Source organism: Plantibacter sp. MCCC 1A11337, from assembly GCF_013349365.1.
GTDB lineage: Bacteria > Actinomycetota > Actinomycetes > Actinomycetales > Microbacteriaceae > Plantibacter > Plantibacter flavus_A.
On sequence record NZ_JABJWX010000004.1, the window covers coordinates 216,865 to 231,061 of the forward strand.

The window sequence follows — 14,197 nt, forward strand, 5'->3', positions numbered from 1 at the left end:
ACATGATGGCAGAACTCACGATCAGCCCAGACGAGATCCGGGATGCTCTCAAGGACTTCGTCAAGGCCTACGAGCCCGGCACCGCCGCGGCCACCGAGGTCGGACGCGTGATCGATGCCGCTGACGGCATCGCCCACGTCGAGGGCCTCCCGGGCGCCATGGCGAACGAGCTCCTCCGCTTCGCGAACGGCACCCTCGGCCTCGCGCTCAACCTCGACGAGCACGAGATCGGCGTCGTCGTCCTCGGTGAGTTCGACGAGATCGTCGAAGGCATGGACGTCACCCGCACGGGCGAAGTCCTGTCGGTCCCCGTCGGCGACGGCTACCTCGGACGTGTCGTCGACACGCTCGGCAACCCGATCGACGGCCTCGGCGAGATCGCCAGCACCGGCCGCCGCGCGCTGGAGCTCCAGGCTCCCGGCGTCATGCAGCGCAAGTCGGTGCACGAGCCGCTCCAGACCGGCATCAAGGCGATCGACGCCATGATCCCCGTCGGCCGTGGCCAGCGCCAGCTGATCATCGGCGACCGCCAGACCGGCAAGACCGCGATCGCGATCGACACCATCATCAACCAGAAGGCCAACTGGGAGTCGGGCGACGTCAACAAGCAGGTCCGCTGCATCTACGTCGCCATCGGCCAGAAGGGCTCGACCATCGCCTCCGTCAAGGGTGCGCTGGAAGAGGCCGGCGCGCTCGAGTACACGACGATCGTCGCCTCGCCTGCGTCCGACCCGGCCGGCTTCAAGTACCTCGCTCCGTACACCGGTTCGGCCATCGGTCAGCACTGGATGTACGAGGGCAAGCACGTCCTGATCATCTTCGACGACCTGTCGAAGCAGGCCGAGGCCTACCGTGCCGTCTCCCTCCTCCTCCGTCGTCCGCCGGGACGCGAGGCGTACCCGGGTGACGTCTTCTACCTCCACTCCCGTCTGCTGGAGCGTTGCGCGAAGCTGTCCGACGAGCTCGGCGCCGGTTCGATGACGGGTCTGCCCATCATCGAGACCAAGGCCAACGACGTCTCGGCGTACATCCCGACCAACGTGATCTCGATCACCGACGGCCAGATCTTCCTGCAGTCCGACCTCTTCAACTCGAACCAGCGCCCCGCGGTCGACGTCGGTATCTCCGTCTCGCGCGTCGGTGGCGATGCTCAGGTGAAGAGCATCAAGAAGGTCTCCGGAACGCTGAAGCTCGAGCTGGCGCAGTACCGCTCGCTCGAGGCCTTCGCGATGTTCGCATCCGACCTCGACGCTGCCAGCCGCCGTCAGCTCGCCCGTGGCGCTCGCCTGACCGAGCTGCTCAAGCAGCCGCAGTACTCGCCGTACCCCGTCGAGGAGCAGGTCGTCTCGATCTGGGCCGGAACCAAGGGCAAGCTGGACGACGTCCCGGTCGAGGACGTCCTCCGCTTCGAGCGCGAACTGCTCGACTACCTGGGTCGGAACACCGAGGTCCTCACCACGCTGCGCGACACGAACGTGCTCGACGACGACACCGTCTCGAAGCTCGATGCCGCTGTCGACCAGTTCAAGCTCGAGTTCCAGACGGGCGAGGGCGCTGCCCTCGGTTCGGAGCAGGTCGAGGAGCTCCCGGTTGAAGACGTCAACCAGGAGAAGATCGTGAAGGGTCGCCGCTAGTCCATGGGCGCTCAACTCCGGGTCTACACGCAGAAGATCAAGTCTGCGCAGACGACCAAGAAGATCACGAAGGCGATGGAGCTCATCGCCGCGTCGCGCATCCAGAAGGCGCAGGCGCGGGTGGCGGCATCCGGACCCTATTCTCGTGCGATCACTCGTGCCGTGTCCGCCGTCGCGACGTACTCCAACGTCGACCACGTGCTCACGACCGAGCCGGAGAAGGTTGAGCGGGCTGCGGTCGTCGTGTTCGCATCCGACCGAGGCCTCGCCGGCGCCTTCAACTCGCAGGTCCTCCGTGAGGCCGCCGAGCTGACCGAGCTCCTGCGCAGCCAGGGCAAGGACGTCACGCACTACCTCGTGGGCCGGAAGGCCGTCGCCTACTTCACGTTCCGACGGATGCAGGCTGCAGGGGAGTGGGTCGGCAACACGGAGAACCCCGACTTCGCCACGGCGCAGGAGATCAGCGAGTCCATCCTCAAGGCGTTCCTCACGGACGCCTCCGAGGGTGGCGTCGACGAGATCCACATCGTCTACAATCGCCTCGTGAGCATGATGACGCAGACCCCCGAGGTCGTCCGTCTCCTGCCGCTCGAGGTCGTCGAAGGCGTCGAGGAGCCCACCGACACCGCTGTGCTGCCGCTGTACGAGTTCGAGCCGGATGCCGAGAGCGTGCTCGATGCACTGCTCCCGAACTACATCGAGAGCCGGATCTTCAACGCGCTGTTGCAGTCCTCCGCCGCGAAGCACGCCGCGACGCAGAAGGCGATGAAGTCGGCCAGCGACAACGCCGACAAGCTCATCACCGACTACACCCGCCTCCGCAACAACGCGAGGCAGGCCGAGATCACCCAGCAGATTTCCGAAATCGTTGGCGGCGCAGACGCGCTCTCGTCCTAGTCATCGCAACACGCACACGTATCTGTAGAGACAGAGAAGAGAAGAACATGACTCCCACCGCAACTGCCGAGCAGGGCGCTGCAGAGGTGAAGGCCGGCGCCGTCGGCCGCATCTCCCGCGTCACCGGCCCGGTCGTCGACATCGAGTTCCCGCACGACGCGATCCCGGGCATCTACAACGCCCTGAAGACCAGCGTCGTGATCGGTGAGCAGACGATGGTCCTCACGCTCGAGGTCGCACAGCACCTCGGCGACGACCTCGTGCGCGCCATCGCCCTGAACCCGACGGACGGCCTCGTCCGCGGCCAGGAGGTCACCGACACGGGTTCGCCCATCTCGGTGCCCGTCGGCGACGTCACCAAGGGCAAGGTCTTCAACGTCATCGGCGAGGTGCTCAACGCCGAGCCCGGCGAGCAGATCGAGATCACCGAGCGCTGGCCGATCCACCGCCAGCCGCCGTCGTTCGACCAGCTCGAATCGAAGACGCAGCTGTTCGAGACCGGCATCAAGGTCATCGACCTCCTGACGCCGTACGTCCTCGGTGGCAAGATCGGCCTCTTCGGTGGTGCCGGTGTCGGCAAGACCGTCCTCATCCAGGAGATGATCCAGCGCGTCGCGCAGGACCACGGTGGTGTGTCGGTGTTCGCCGGTGTCGGCGAGCGCACCCGTGAGGGCAACGACCTCATCCACGAGATGGAGGAGGCGGGTGTCTTCGAGAAGACGGCCCTCGTGTTCGGTCAGATGGACGAGCCGCCGGGAACGCGTCTCCGGGTCGCCCTCTCCGCGCTGACGATGGCGGAGTACTTCCGCGACGTCCAGAAGCAGGACGTGCTGCTCTTCATCGACAACATCTTCCGCTTCACCCAGGCCGGTTCCGAGGTGTCGACCCTGCTCGGTCGCATGCCGTCCGCCGTGGGCTACCAGCCGAACCTCGCCGACGAGATGGGTCTCCTCCAGGAGCGCATCACCTCCACGCGTGGCCACTCGATCACCTCGCTGCAGGCGATCTACGTCCCCGCCGACGACTACACCGACCCGGCACCGGCGACCACCTTCGCGCACCTCGATGCGACGACCGAGCTCTCCCGTGAGATCGCGTCGAAGGGTCTGTACCCGGCCGTCGACCCGCTGACCTCGACGAGCCGGATCCTCGACCCCCGCTACCTGGGTGCCGACCACTACCGCGTCGCCACCACGGTCAAGCAGATCCTCCAGAAGAACAAGGAACTGCAGGAGATCATCGCCATCCTCGGTGTCGACGAGCTCTCCGAGGAAGACAAGATCACGGTGTCGCGTGCGCGCCGGATCCAGCAGTTCCTCTCGCAGAACACCTACATGGCGAAGAAGTTCACCGGTGTCGAGGGTTCGACCGTTCCGCTCAAGGAGACGATCGAGTCGTTCGACGCCATCGCCAAGGGTGAGTTCGACCACGTGGCCGAGCAGGCCTTCTTCAACGTCGGTGCCATCTCCGACGTCGAAGAGAAGTGGGCTCAGATCCAGAAGGAGAACGGCTAGTCATGGCCTCCGCTCCTCTGACCGTGAGCGTCGTCGCGGCCGACCACGAAGTGTGGTCGGGCCCGGCACGCCAGCTGATCGCGAAGACCGTCGACGGCGAGATCGGAATCCTGCCCGGCCACGAGCCGATGCTGGCCATCCTCGCCGCCGGTGAGGTCCGTGTCACGCTCGAAGACGGCTCGAAGATCGTCGCGAACGCTGAAGACGGCTTCCTGTCGGTCGAGAACAACACCGTCACCGTCGTGGCCGGCAACGCCACGCTCGTGACCAGCTCCTGATTCGGTGCTGATCCTCCTTCCCCCTTCGGAGACGAAGCGGGACGGCGGCGACGGACGAGCCCTGGACACCGCCCTGCTGCGGTTTCCAGGGCTCTCCTCGTCCCGGAACGATTGCCTCGACGCCCTGGTGTCGCTCGCCGCCGATGACGCTGCGACGGTGAAGGCTCTGAAGCTCGGCCCCAAGCAGCTCGGCGAGGTCCAGCGCAACCGTGTGGCGGCGACGTCAGCGACGATGCCGGCGATCGACCGGTACACGGGGGTGCTGTACGACGCGCTCGAAGCCGCCACACTCCCAGCAGACGCGCGACGCTTCGCCGCTCAGCACCTGGTCGTGCACTCGGCGTTGCTCGGCCCGGTCGGCGCGCTCGATCCCATTCCGGCCTATCGGCTCTCCCACGACTCCAGGCTCCCGGGGTTTGTGCTCAAGCGGCACTGGGCGGGGCCCGTCGCCCGCGAGTTGAACGCCGTCCCGGGTGTCCTGTTGGACCTGCGCTCGGAAGGCTACGCAGCGCTCGGGCCGTTGCCGGACCGCGTCGGTGCCGTCTACCTGCGCGTGCTCACGGTCGGCGACGATGGCCGCCGTCGCGCGCTCAACCACTTCAACAAGCAGGGCAAGGGCCGTTTCACCCGCGCGCTGTTGGAGGCCGGCGTCGACCACCCTGATGTCGACTCGTTGCTCGACTGGGCGCGAGCGACCGGGTGGGTGCTCGACGTCCACGCCCGTGCCGACGACGGTCGGGTGACCGAGCTCGCCCTCGTCGTCTGACCCCTTCGGATCAGGGAGCGCTCTCCGAGCGCCAGCAGCCGACGAGGTGGTCGTCGACGAGCCCTCCGGACTGCATGAGGGCGTACATCGTCGTCGGGCCGACGAACCGGTAGCCGCGCTTCCGCAGGTGGGCGCTGAGCGCGGTGGACTCGGGGGTCACCGCAGGCACCTCGGTCCACTGGGCGAACCGGGCCGGCCGTGACGGGGGAGCGAAGCTCCAGAGGAGCTCGTCCAGGTCGTCGCCCAGCTCGAGGGCGGTGCGGGCATTGCCGATGACCGCGTTGATCTTCCCGCGGTGCCGGATGATCCGGGCGTCATCGAGCAGGCTCTCGACATCAGCCTCCGTCATGGCTGCGACGGCGTCGAGGTCGAAGCCGTGGAACCGTTCCCGGAAAGCCGGTCGCTTCCGGAGGATCGTGATCCAGGAGAGCCCGGCCTGGAACCCTTCGAGACTGATCTTCTCGAAGACCTGCCGCTGTCCGTGGAGCGGCACGCCCCACTCCTCGTCGTGATAGCGCTGGTACTCCGTGTCCGTCCCGGCCCATGCGCAGCGGGTCAGGCCGTCGGTGCCGACGATGGTCGGGGAGGCTGGACTCATCGGCGGTACGGGATCCCTTCGTGGTCGAGGAGCCAGCGTTTGGTGGCCGGTCCGTCTCCGCCAGAATAGCCCGTCACGATCCGCCCGGTTCCGAGGACGCGATGACAGGGGATGAGGAGCGCGATGGTGTTCGCCCGAACCGCCTGGCCGGCCGCCCGGCCGCCCTGCGGGGCACCGGCCGCGGCCGCAAGGGCGCCGTACCCGATGGTGTCGCCGAACGGCACTTCGCCGAGCGCCGACCAGACCGCCTGCTGGAACGGCGTGCCGGTCGTGACGAGTGGGAGGTCGAACACGGTGCGTCGTCCGCGGAAGTACTCGTCGATCTGCTCCGCGGCGTCGAGGAGGACCGCGGTGGGGCGTTCGTCCACCCCGTCGAGTGGGAGTCGCCCGTGGTGCTCGAAGCGCACGGCTGAGACCGCGTCGTCGACGGAGCGAAGCTCGATCCGCCCCATCGGTGTCGGCATCCTGACGAAGCCCTCGGTGGTCGGGTCGGCGATGACGGAGCAGGGGAGTTCGGGATCGGTGATGGTGAGGTGTGTGGTCATGCACCGAGCGTAGGAAGCCCGTGATCGGCGCGATGCGTCACGTGGGCCTCACCGCGGCGTCGGGGGCCGACGGGTGCCTGTGGAGGACGCTCGGGCTAGCCTGGATGCATGTCTGATCTCAGCTATCGCCCGCTCGGTCGCAGCGGCCTCCTCGTCTCAGCGGTCGGCATCGGCTGCAACAACTTCGGGCGCGAGGGCACGGTCACCGAGAGCCTGGACGGCACGCGAGCCGTCGTCGACGCGGCGATCGATGCCGGGGTCACCCTCTTCGACACCGCCGACATCTACGGCCGGGAGTACGGGCTAAGCGAACGACTCCTCGGGCAGGCGATCGCCGGACGGCGGGATGAGATCGTCCTCGCGACCAAGTTCGGCCATGTGGACTACGAGAGCCCGATCCCGAACTGGGGTGCCAAGGGCTCCCGTCGCTACATCCGGCTCGCGGTCGAGGGTTCGCTCCGCCGCCTGGGCACCGACTGGATCGACCTCTACCAGCTGCACACCCCAGACCCGTTCACGCCCATCGAGGAGACGATCGCCGCCCTGGACGAACTCGTCCACGAGGGGAAGATCCGCTACGCCGGCCACTCGAACTTCGCCGGTTGGCAGCTGACCGAGGCGGACTGGGCGGCTCGCACCGCCGGCCACCCGGCCTTCATCTCGGCCCAGAACGAGTACAGCCTGCTCGTCCGGGGCGCCGAGCGCGAGCTGTTCCCGGCCATGCGCGCCGCCGGCGTCGGCTTCCTCCCGTACTTCCCGCTCTACAACGGCCTGTTCACGGGGAAGTTCTCCCGCGACGGCGGGCCGGCGGACAGCCGCATCATGCGCCAGCGCAAGCACCTGCTCGACTCGGCGCCCTGGGACGCGATCGAGGCCTACCAGGCCTTCTGCGAGGAACGCGGCATCTCCATGCTGGAGGCGACGTTCGGCTGGTTGCTCGCCCAGGACGGGCTCTCGAGTGTCATCGCCGGCGCGACCACTCCGGAGCAGATCCGCGCGAACGCCGCAGCCGGTTCGGCGTGGTCGCCGACCGCCGAGGAAGCGGTGTGGATCTCGGACCGCTTCCCCGTCGGTTGAGCCGCCCGGTCAGTCCTTCGAGCGGCGCTGCTTCGGGTCTTGCTGCTGCGGGTCCGGGGACGCGGCCGATGTTCCCGGGGCGTCCGGGGAGGCGAGCTGCCGGAGGTCGAGTTGGGCGGTCATCGTCCCGAAGTGCTCCGTGACCTGTTCGGAGACCTGATCGGACAGCTGTCCGCTCACGTCCGCTGACACGCTCTCGGTGAGCTCTGCGGCGAACAGGCGACGTTTCGCTCGCTGCTCTCGTCGCACCTCGATGCCGAAGGCCTTGAACGAGGAGACGCACATGAGGATGATCACGACGCTGAACGGCAGCGCCGTGATGATGGCCGCCGTCTGCATCGACGCGAGCCCGCCCGCGATGAGCAGCGAGATGGCCAGGAGGCTCGTCACGAGCGCCCAGGCGATCCGGACCCGGTTCCGCGGCTCCGTGCCGCCGGTGGTGAGCATGCCCATCACGAGCGATCCCGAGTCGGCCGAGGTCACGAAGAACAGGAGGATCAGCAGCAGGGCGCCGACGGTCGCGATCGATCCGCCGGGGAGGCCTGCGAGCATGTTGAACAGGGCGGTGTTGAGATCCACCGGGCCGTCGGCGCCGCTGAAGTCACGACCCTCGAGCGACTGCATGATGGCGGTGCCACCGAGCACGGCGAACCAGAGGAAGGTGACGAGGGTCGGGACGAGCAGGACGCCGAGCACGAACTGCCGCACGGTGCGCCCCTTCGAGATGCGGGCGATGAAGACGCCGACGAAGGGCGCCCACGACATCCACCATCCCCAGTAGAAGGTCGTCCACGAGGACTGCCAGGCCTCGCCCGCAGCACCCTGGTACGCGGAGACGTTGAAGGTGAGTCCGACCACGTTCTGGAGGTAGGCGCCCATCGACTGCACCCATTCGCGCAGGAGGAACAGCGTCGGGCCGGCGAACAGGACGAAGAACAGGAGGAGCCCGGCGAGGATGAGGTTGGTGTTCGAGAGCCACTTCATGCCCTTGTGCACACCGGACACGAGGGAGAAGATCGTGACCCCGGTGATCACGAGGATGAGGATGACCTGGGTGAGGATGTTCGGCTCGGCGATGCCCGTGTAGCCGAGTCCTGCGGAGATCTGCAGCACACCGAGCCCGAGTGAGGTCGCGACGCCGAAGACGGTGCCGATGACGGCGATGGTGTCGATCGCGTTGCCCCAGCCGCCCTGCACGCGCTTGCCGAGGAGCGGTTCGATCGCCCAGCGGATCGACATCGGTCGTCCCTTCCGGTGCACGGCGTAGGCCAGGGCCACGCCGACGACCGCATAGATCGACCAAGCGTGCAGGCCCCAGTGCAGGTAGGTCTGACTCATCGCCTGCTGGGCGAGGGACTGCTCGGACCCCGTGACGCCGGGACGCGGCTCGAGGAAGTGTGTCAACGGTTCACCGACACCGTAGAAGACGAGGCCGATGCCCATGCCGGCGGCGAAGAGCATGGAGAACCAGGACAGGAGTGAGAACTCCGGTTCGTCGTCGTCCTTGCCGAGCTTGATGTCGCCGAACTTCGACACGGCGAAGACGATCGCCACGATGACGAAGGCCGCGACGAGGAGGACGTAGTACCACCCGAGGCCACCGATGATGCCGGACTGGATCGCGTTGAAGACGGACTCCGCCTGTTCCGGGAGCAGGATCGAGAACAGCGCGACACCGAGGATGATCACGAGGGAGGGCCCGAGCACCCAGGGGATGACCTTCGCGGGGGCGTCACCGGCCGCCGCGTCGGAGGTGGGGATGGTCTTCGTGCTCACGTGTGCGCTCCTCGGGCCGGGCGGGCGACCCGGCGTCGCCCCGATCACCAAGGGTAGGGAGCAGCGGCGATCCGGACAACGTTGCGGTGGGAGCCCTGGTGTGCAGTCCCAGTGGGAGGGTCGCTCGCGGAGCTCGGCGCGTCGTGGGGCCGTCCATGCGGCCACTGAGCGAATCCGTCCCCCACTCGGGGCACGGATTCGCGGGAATCGACACCGCACCGCAGGAATGTCGGGCACAATTGCGGATGACCATGCAGGAGGATCCGTGCCGAGAACACCCCGCGACCGACGACGTGCCCGCACGGCCGTCGCCCTCGGCGTCGTCGCCGTCCTCCTCGCCGGCGGCGCGCTCGCGGTGTCGCTCGTGAGCCGTGTTCCGAACGCCGCCGCCGGCCCGTTCGACGGCGCGCAGTTGTACGTCGATCCGTCCTCGCTGGCCGCTCGCGCCGCCGCGGCCGATCCGGCGGCCGCGACCGAGGAACCGACGACGTCCGCCACGGCCGGGACGAGCGGTGGTTCGAACGGCGACCCGACCGATGTCGCCCAACAGCTCGCAGCGGCGGAGCGGCTCGCGGCGGAGCCGACCGCGATCTGGCTCGTGCCGGAGCGCTACCCGATGGGAACCGTCCGGGACACCGTCTCCGAGATCGTCCGGTCCGCCGAGCGCTCCGGTTCCATGCCGGTCTTCACGGTCTACGGCATCCCGGAGCGGGATTGCGGCAACCAGTCCGCAGGTGGGCTGTCGAGTGACGAGTACCAGGACTGGGTCGCCGAGATCGTCGCCGCCGTCGCGGATCATCGCGTCGCCGTCATCCTCGAACCGGATGCCGTCGCGCTCGCACCGGACTGCGGTGACCGCACCGCGCGGATGCGGCAACTGGCAGCCGCGACCGAGCAGTTCGCGGACGCATCCGTCCCCGTCTACCTCGACGGTGGGCATTCCGACTGGCGTCCGCCCGCCGAGATGGCCGAGCTCCTCCGGGAAGCCGGTGTCGCCGACGCCACCGGCTTCGCCACCAACGTCTCCAACTACAACACGACCGAGGACGAGATCGCCTATGCGGAGGAGCTGAGCGGCCTCCTCGACGGCGCCCATTACGTGATCGACACCTCTCGGAACGGCAGCGGCTCGAACGGCGAGTGGTGCAATCCGTCCGGCCGGACGGTGGGACAACAGCCCCTCACCGCGCAGGCCGAACACCTCGACGCGAACCTCTGGGTGAAAGCCCCCGGAGAGAGCGACGGAGCGTGCAACGGTGGCCCCCTTGCTGGGGTATGGTGGCCGGAGCAGGCCGTGCAACTGGCCAAGGGATTCAGCGCGTGGTGAGTCGGGACCGGCCACATCCGGCACGTCGCTGACGGGTGGAACGGGTAGGGGCATCGTGACCGAAGAGCTGAGCGAACGTCGTACCGCGGTCGTCATCGAAGACGACGCGGACATCCGCCAACTGCTCGAGACCGTCCTGGAGCAGGCCGGCTTCGAGACGGTGTCCGCAGCGAACGGTCTCGACGGAGTGGAGGCGGTCCGGACGCACAACCCCCTCGTCACGACCCTCGACGTCAGCATGCCGGGTATCGACGGGTTCGAGGCTGCCAAGCGCATCCGCGCCATCAGCTCCACCTACATCGTCATGCTCACCGCGCGCGGCGACGAGATCGACACCCTGCAGGGCCTCGACTCCGGCGCCGACGACTACATGACGAAGCCGTTCCGTCCGCGCGAGCTCCGTGCCCGCATCGAGGCGATGCTCCGTCGGCCTCGCGCGAACGGGGATGCTCCGGCCGTCGCCGCTGTGGCACCGGCACAACCGGCTCCGACCGCGGTGGCGCCGGCTGCAGCCGCTCCGGCCGCGCCGGCCCAGGTCGCCACGCCGCCGCTGCAGCAGCAGATGTCGTCGCCCGACCCCACGATCGTGCACGAGAACGTCGCGCGTCATGTCGCGCCCGTCGGTCAGTCGGTCGTCCCGATCATCATGCAACCGGCCGCCGCGGCGCCTGACGACGGCGAGGGGTGGCTCGTCCACCGCGGTCTGAAGCTCAGCTCGGCGACCCGCATCGTCGAGGTCGACGGCACCGAAGTGGACCTCACCCGGAGCGAGTTCGACCTGTTGCAGGCACTCATGGAGTCCCGTCGTCGGGTGCGCAGCAAGGCTGATCTCGCGCTCATGCTCCGTGGCGAGAGTTACATCACGGCCTACTACGTCAGCGAAGCCGACAAGCGTGCGATCGAGGTGCATCTCGCCAACCTGCGACGGAAGCTCGCGGACAGCACGGTCGCGCCGCGGTTCATCGAGACGGTGCGCGGCGTCGGCTACCGCATGACCTCCGACGACTGAGAACGCCGCGGTCCCGACCGCGACGCAGGCTCACCGGCGACGAACGACGCCGGGTGGCCGGAGCTCAGGATTCCGCCGCGTCCGCCGCGTCGAGTTCGAGCAGCCGGTCGCAGCTCCGACGGCCGACCTCGTCGAGGGCGCCGTGGATCTCGCGCGCGCGTTCGAACTGCCCCAGCTCGATCGCCCGGAGCCCGGCACTCGCGAGTCCGGACACCCCGATCACGCCGAGCATGACGCTGGAGGAGCGGATGCTCAGGAGCACGACCTTGGCCTCGTCGGCGTCGTCGGCGTCGAGAGCCGCTCGCAGACGCGCCAGACGGACGGGCCACATCTCGACGTAGGTCTGGACGAAGCGACGACGACTGCGCAGGTCGCCCGAGAGTTCTCGGAGCAACCTGCGCAGTTCGTCGGCGTCGACCGTGCCCGGGTCGGGGGAGGTCACACCCGGTAGCCGCGCTGACGACGGATGAGCTTGCCGAACATGCTGAGCGTCTGGAGCACGGTGATGACGCCGAGGACCGGCCAGCCCGCCCAGAGGATCGTGGACTGGACGACGGGGGAGAGCTGGGTCCAGGCGGCGACGATGGCGATGATGGCGGCGAGGACGAACAGGAGCGGCGCGAGGTGCGCGTTGCCCGAGCCTCGCTCGGCCTTCGCCTGCTCGGCCCAGTTGTCGACCTTCTTGTTCGACGCGAACTTCGACCAGGCTCGGATGAAGTGCCCCATGCGGATCCACATGTAGAACTCGGCCGGGAAGACGAGGACCGCGAAGAGGATGTCGCGCACGTTCCGCTTCTTCATCGAGAGCGCGATACGCAGGTTGAGGAGGATCGCGATCAGCGGTGGGATGAGCCACACCGGGCTGAACACGAAGGCGTGGATCGACAGCGAGCCGGCGAGCAGCACGACGAAGAGGATGCGCGTGACCATGTTGAGGAGCATCTCCGCGTTCTCGAGCCACCGCAGTCGGAGGTTCGGGTGGAACGGCTGTCCCTTGGTGTCGCCGCGCTGGCCGGGCCACATGAGCTCGATCGCGCCGTAGTTCCACTTGACCTGCTGGGCGTCGAGCGAGCGGACGGTGGTCATGCCACCGACGTCGGCACGGGCGCGGGCGCTGATCTTCGTGAGGTAGCCCGCGCTCTTGATCTGCAGCGACAGGAGCGAGTCCTCCACCTCGGAGTCCTTGACCCACGGGGTGGACTGGTGGTTCTGCTCCATGGCGTCGCGCAGCGCCTGGACGGAGAAGATCGAGTACTGTCCGCCGAGCACGGCCATGTTGCGGCCCCGGAGCATGTTCTGCATGTTGAACGCGGCGAACTGCGTGCGCTGGCCGGCGATGAGGAACGCCGGGACGATCTGCTTCTTGAACGGCTCGTCGTCGATCGAGAAGATCGCGGAGATGCCGCCGATGCGACTGTCCGAGACGATCTCGGCTTCGAGCGACTCGATCGCGGTCGGGTCGGCGACCGTGTCACCGTCGACGCCGAGCAGGTAGTCGTAGCCCTCGACGAGCGTGAAGCCGTAGTTGAGCGCGCCCACCTTCTTGTCGGGGTTCTTCCCGATGTCGTGGATGAACACCTCGGTGAACTGCTCGTAGCCGTCCTCGTCGACGCGGGAGTGCGGGCCGGCGTAGGGCGCGGCGACGTCGACCGACCGGTCCGTGGTGTTGTTGATGACCACGTGGATCACATCGGGCATCCGCGTCTGCTCGAGGAGGGACGCGAGCACGGCCGGCAGCGACTCCTCCTCGTTGTAGGCGGGGATGATGCACCCGATGGTCGCGCGGTACTCGGGGAGCGAGTTGACCGAGTCGATGAACTCGTTGGCATACGCTTCAAGTTCGGGTGCGAGAAGCGGCTGCGTCTGAATGTACCGAGGGTCAGGCTGCTGGACGTTGGGCCGAGCGTTGTCCGGTCGCGCTTCGAGATCTGACATCAGGGGTCCTGTTCCGAGAGGGTCGAGTGCAGCGGGTCGCGCTGCAGTTGCAACTCTGCCGCGTTCGGCGCGGCTTTCGCGCGTGAATGCGATAGCGTCGCCTCAGGATTTCCTCAAGATTCGCCCTGGCCCCAGTTCGTGGGTCATGCGGACCCGCGAGGACCACTCGATCATCCCTCCGAAACCCGTCAGGAGTCTCATGTCGATCCACCCCAGCCCGGCCCGGAACCGGCGCGTGCAGCACGTGCTCCAGGCTGCGACCGCCGCCGTGCTCGCCCTCGGTCTGAGCGCGTGCGGTACGCCGCCCTGGGAGGAACCGGGTGCGCAGCCCACGACCTCGCCGAGCGCCTCGAAGACGCCGAGGCCCACGGTCAGCGCCATCACGAACGAGCTCGCGAGCGGCAGCGCCAAGCACACGCTGACCGCCGGAGCGGCGACCCTCACGGTCGACTACTGGTCCACCCTGTCGATGGACGCGTGGACCGCCGACGTCAACAAGCCCGTGAGCTTCTCGCTCAGCGGCGTGCTCAACCCCGACGACCTCCAGGCGCTCTACCTGTCGCGTGTGACGCTGACCACGACGGTCCACGGGCCGAAGGGGCAGCTGGAGTCGCCTGCGCCGTTCACCGACCAGTCGACGGTGGCGCCGGGATATCTCATCAAGGCGCCGTACAGCTACAGCCAGACGTTCGTCCTGCCCGAGGTGGACAGCGCGGCGACCGGCGTCACCTTGACGATCACCTACGAGCTGCTGGTGCAGGCGACGCCGACGTCCGCCGAGTATGCGAAGCAGACTGCGGTGGACACCCTCACGATCGCGATCGCCCCGCGCGCCTGACCG

Annotated in this window: 14 protein-coding genes; 9 read left to right on the plus strand and 5 right to left on the minus strand. The window is 67.9% G+C overall.

Going from position 1 to position 14,197, the window contains the following annotated elements; all coding sequences use genetic code 11:
- The first annotated feature begins 5 nt into the window (after nucleotides 1-5).
- The 5 genes from atpA to HOW07_RS15705 are packed head-to-tail and all read left to right on the plus strand — an operon-like array spanning nucleotide 6 to nucleotide 5,089.
- A complete protein-coding gene (atpA, locus tag HOW07_RS15685; RefSeq protein WP_071262368.1) occupies nucleotides 6-1,634 on the plus strand; it encodes a F0F1 ATP synthase subunit alpha in 1,629 nt (542 codons plus the stop codon).
- 3 nt (nucleotides 1,635-1,637) lie between these two features.
- The gene (locus HOW07_RS15690; RefSeq protein WP_064295314.1) at nucleotides 1,638-2,531 is read left to right on the plus strand and encodes a F0F1 ATP synthase subunit gamma; all 894 of its coding nucleotides are present in this window, start codon (nucleotides 1,638-1,640) and stop codon (nucleotides 2,529-2,531) included.
- Between the two features lie 47 nt (nucleotides 2,532-2,578).
- Nucleotides 2,579-4,045 (plus strand): F0F1 ATP synthase subunit beta, encoded by a 1,467-nt coding sequence (gene atpD / locus HOW07_RS15695; RefSeq protein ID WP_064295315.1) that lies wholly within the window; start codon nucleotides 2,579-2,581, stop codon nucleotides 4,043-4,045.
- 2 nt (nucleotides 4,046-4,047) lie between these two features.
- Nucleotides 4,048-4,323, plus strand: a complete 276-nt coding sequence (locus tag HOW07_RS15700; protein ID WP_064295316.1) for a F0F1 ATP synthase subunit epsilon — start codon at nucleotides 4,048-4,050, stop codon at nucleotides 4,321-4,323.
- Between the two features lie 4 nt (nucleotides 4,324-4,327).
- Nucleotides 4,328-5,089 (plus strand): peroxide stress protein YaaA, encoded by a 762-nt coding sequence (locus HOW07_RS15705; RefSeq protein WP_175117786.1) that lies wholly within the window; start codon nucleotides 4,328-4,330, stop codon nucleotides 5,087-5,089.
- A 10-nt stretch (nucleotides 5,090-5,099) separates the two neighbouring features.
- On the opposite strand, the gene HOW07_RS15710 is transcribed toward HOW07_RS15705, so the two are convergent.
- Together HOW07_RS15710 and HOW07_RS15715 are read right to left on the minus strand one after the other, a co-directional pair.
- A complete protein-coding gene (locus HOW07_RS15710) occupies nucleotides 5,100-5,687 on the minus strand; it encodes a DNA-3-methyladenine glycosylase I (RefSeq protein WP_121291808.1) in 588 nt (195 codons plus the stop codon).
- Complete coding sequence (locus HOW07_RS15715; RefSeq protein WP_254628421.1) at nucleotides 5,684-6,232, minus strand: methylated-DNA--[protein]-cysteine S-methyltransferase; 549 nt, start codon at nucleotides 6,230-6,232, stop codon at nucleotides 5,684-5,686. Before HOW07_RS15715 ends, HOW07_RS15710 begins: the two co-directional genes overlap by 4 nt.
- Before the next feature lie 108 nt (nucleotides 6,233-6,340).
- Between HOW07_RS15715 and HOW07_RS15720 the strand changes: the two genes are divergently transcribed.
- Nucleotides 6,341-7,309 (plus strand): aldo/keto reductase, encoded by a 969-nt coding sequence (locus tag HOW07_RS15720; RefSeq protein WP_175117787.1) that lies wholly within the window; start codon nucleotides 6,341-6,343, stop codon nucleotides 7,307-7,309.
- Between the two features lie 9 nt (nucleotides 7,310-7,318).
- Here HOW07_RS15720 and HOW07_RS15725 read toward each other — a convergent pair whose 3' ends face one another.
- Nucleotides 7,319-9,085 (minus strand): BCCT family transporter, encoded by a 1,767-nt coding sequence (locus tag HOW07_RS15725; protein ID WP_371743698.1) that lies wholly within the window; start codon nucleotides 9,083-9,085, stop codon nucleotides 7,319-7,321.
- Between the two features lie 265 nt (nucleotides 9,086-9,350).
- Between HOW07_RS15725 and HOW07_RS15730 the strand changes: the two genes are divergently transcribed.
- Together HOW07_RS15730 and HOW07_RS15735 are read left to right on the plus strand one after the other, a co-directional pair.
- Nucleotides 9,351-10,412, plus strand: coding sequence for a glycoside hydrolase family 6 protein (locus tag HOW07_RS15730; protein ID WP_158596602.1), 1,062 nt, complete (start codon nucleotides 9,351-9,353; stop codon nucleotides 10,410-10,412).
- Nucleotides 10,413-10,467: 55 nt separating this feature from the next.
- Complete coding sequence (locus HOW07_RS15735) at nucleotides 10,468-11,421, plus strand: response regulator transcription factor (RefSeq protein WP_350310101.1); 954 nt, start codon at nucleotides 10,468-10,470, stop codon at nucleotides 11,419-11,421.
- A 64-nt stretch (nucleotides 11,422-11,485) separates the two neighbouring features.
- Here HOW07_RS15735 and HOW07_RS15740 read toward each other — a convergent pair whose 3' ends face one another.
- The gene (locus tag HOW07_RS15740; RefSeq protein ID WP_079002750.1) at nucleotides 11,486-11,863 is read right to left on the minus strand and encodes a hypothetical protein; all 378 of its coding nucleotides are present in this window, start codon (nucleotides 11,861-11,863) and stop codon (nucleotides 11,486-11,488) included.
- The gene (locus tag HOW07_RS15745; protein WP_175117788.1) at nucleotides 11,860-13,356 is read right to left on the minus strand and encodes a glycosyltransferase family 2 protein; all 1,497 of its coding nucleotides are present in this window, start codon (nucleotides 13,354-13,356) and stop codon (nucleotides 11,860-11,862) included. Before HOW07_RS15745 ends, HOW07_RS15740 begins: the two co-directional genes overlap by 4 nt.
- Before the next feature lie 199 nt (nucleotides 13,357-13,555).
- Between HOW07_RS15745 and HOW07_RS15750 the strand changes: the two genes are divergently transcribed.
- On the plus strand, nucleotides 13,556-14,194 hold the full coding sequence (locus HOW07_RS15750; RefSeq protein ID WP_254628423.1) for a hypothetical protein: 639 nt from the start codon (nucleotides 13,556-13,558) through the stop codon (nucleotides 14,192-14,194).
- The last annotated feature ends 3 nt before the right edge of the window (nucleotides 14,195-14,197 follow it).

Coding starts and splice junctions, on each gene's coding strand:
- atpD (WP_064295315.1), top strand. CDS start 2,579: ATGACTCCCACCGCAACTGCCGAGCAGGGCGCTGCAGAGGTGAAGGCC.
- HOW07_RS15700 (WP_064295316.1), top strand. CDS start 4,048: ATGGCCTCCGCTCCTCTGACCGTGAGCGTCGTCGCGGCCGACCACGAA.
- HOW07_RS15745 (WP_175117788.1), bottom strand. CDS start 13,356: ATGTCAGATCTCGAAGCGCGACCGGACAACGCTCGGCCCAACGTCCAG.
- HOW07_RS15720 (WP_175117787.1), top strand. CDS start 6,341: ATGTCTGATCTCAGCTATCGCCCGCTCGGTCGCAGCGGCCTCCTCGTC.
- atpA (WP_071262368.1), top strand. CDS start 6: ATGGCAGAACTCACGATCAGCCCAGACGAGATCCGGGATGCTCTCAAG.
- HOW07_RS15715 (WP_254628421.1), bottom strand. CDS start 6,232: ATGACCACACACCTCACCATCACCGATCCCGAACTCCCCTGCTCCGTC.
- HOW07_RS15750 (WP_254628423.1), top strand. CDS start 13,556: ATGTCGATCCACCCCAGCCCGGCCCGGAACCGGCGCGTGCAGCACGTG.
- HOW07_RS15710 (WP_121291808.1), bottom strand. CDS start 5,687: ATGAGTCCAGCCTCCCCGACCATCGTCGGCACCGACGGCCTGACCCGC.
- HOW07_RS15690 (WP_064295314.1), top strand. CDS start 1,638: ATGGGCGCTCAACTCCGGGTCTACACGCAGAAGATCAAGTCTGCGCAG.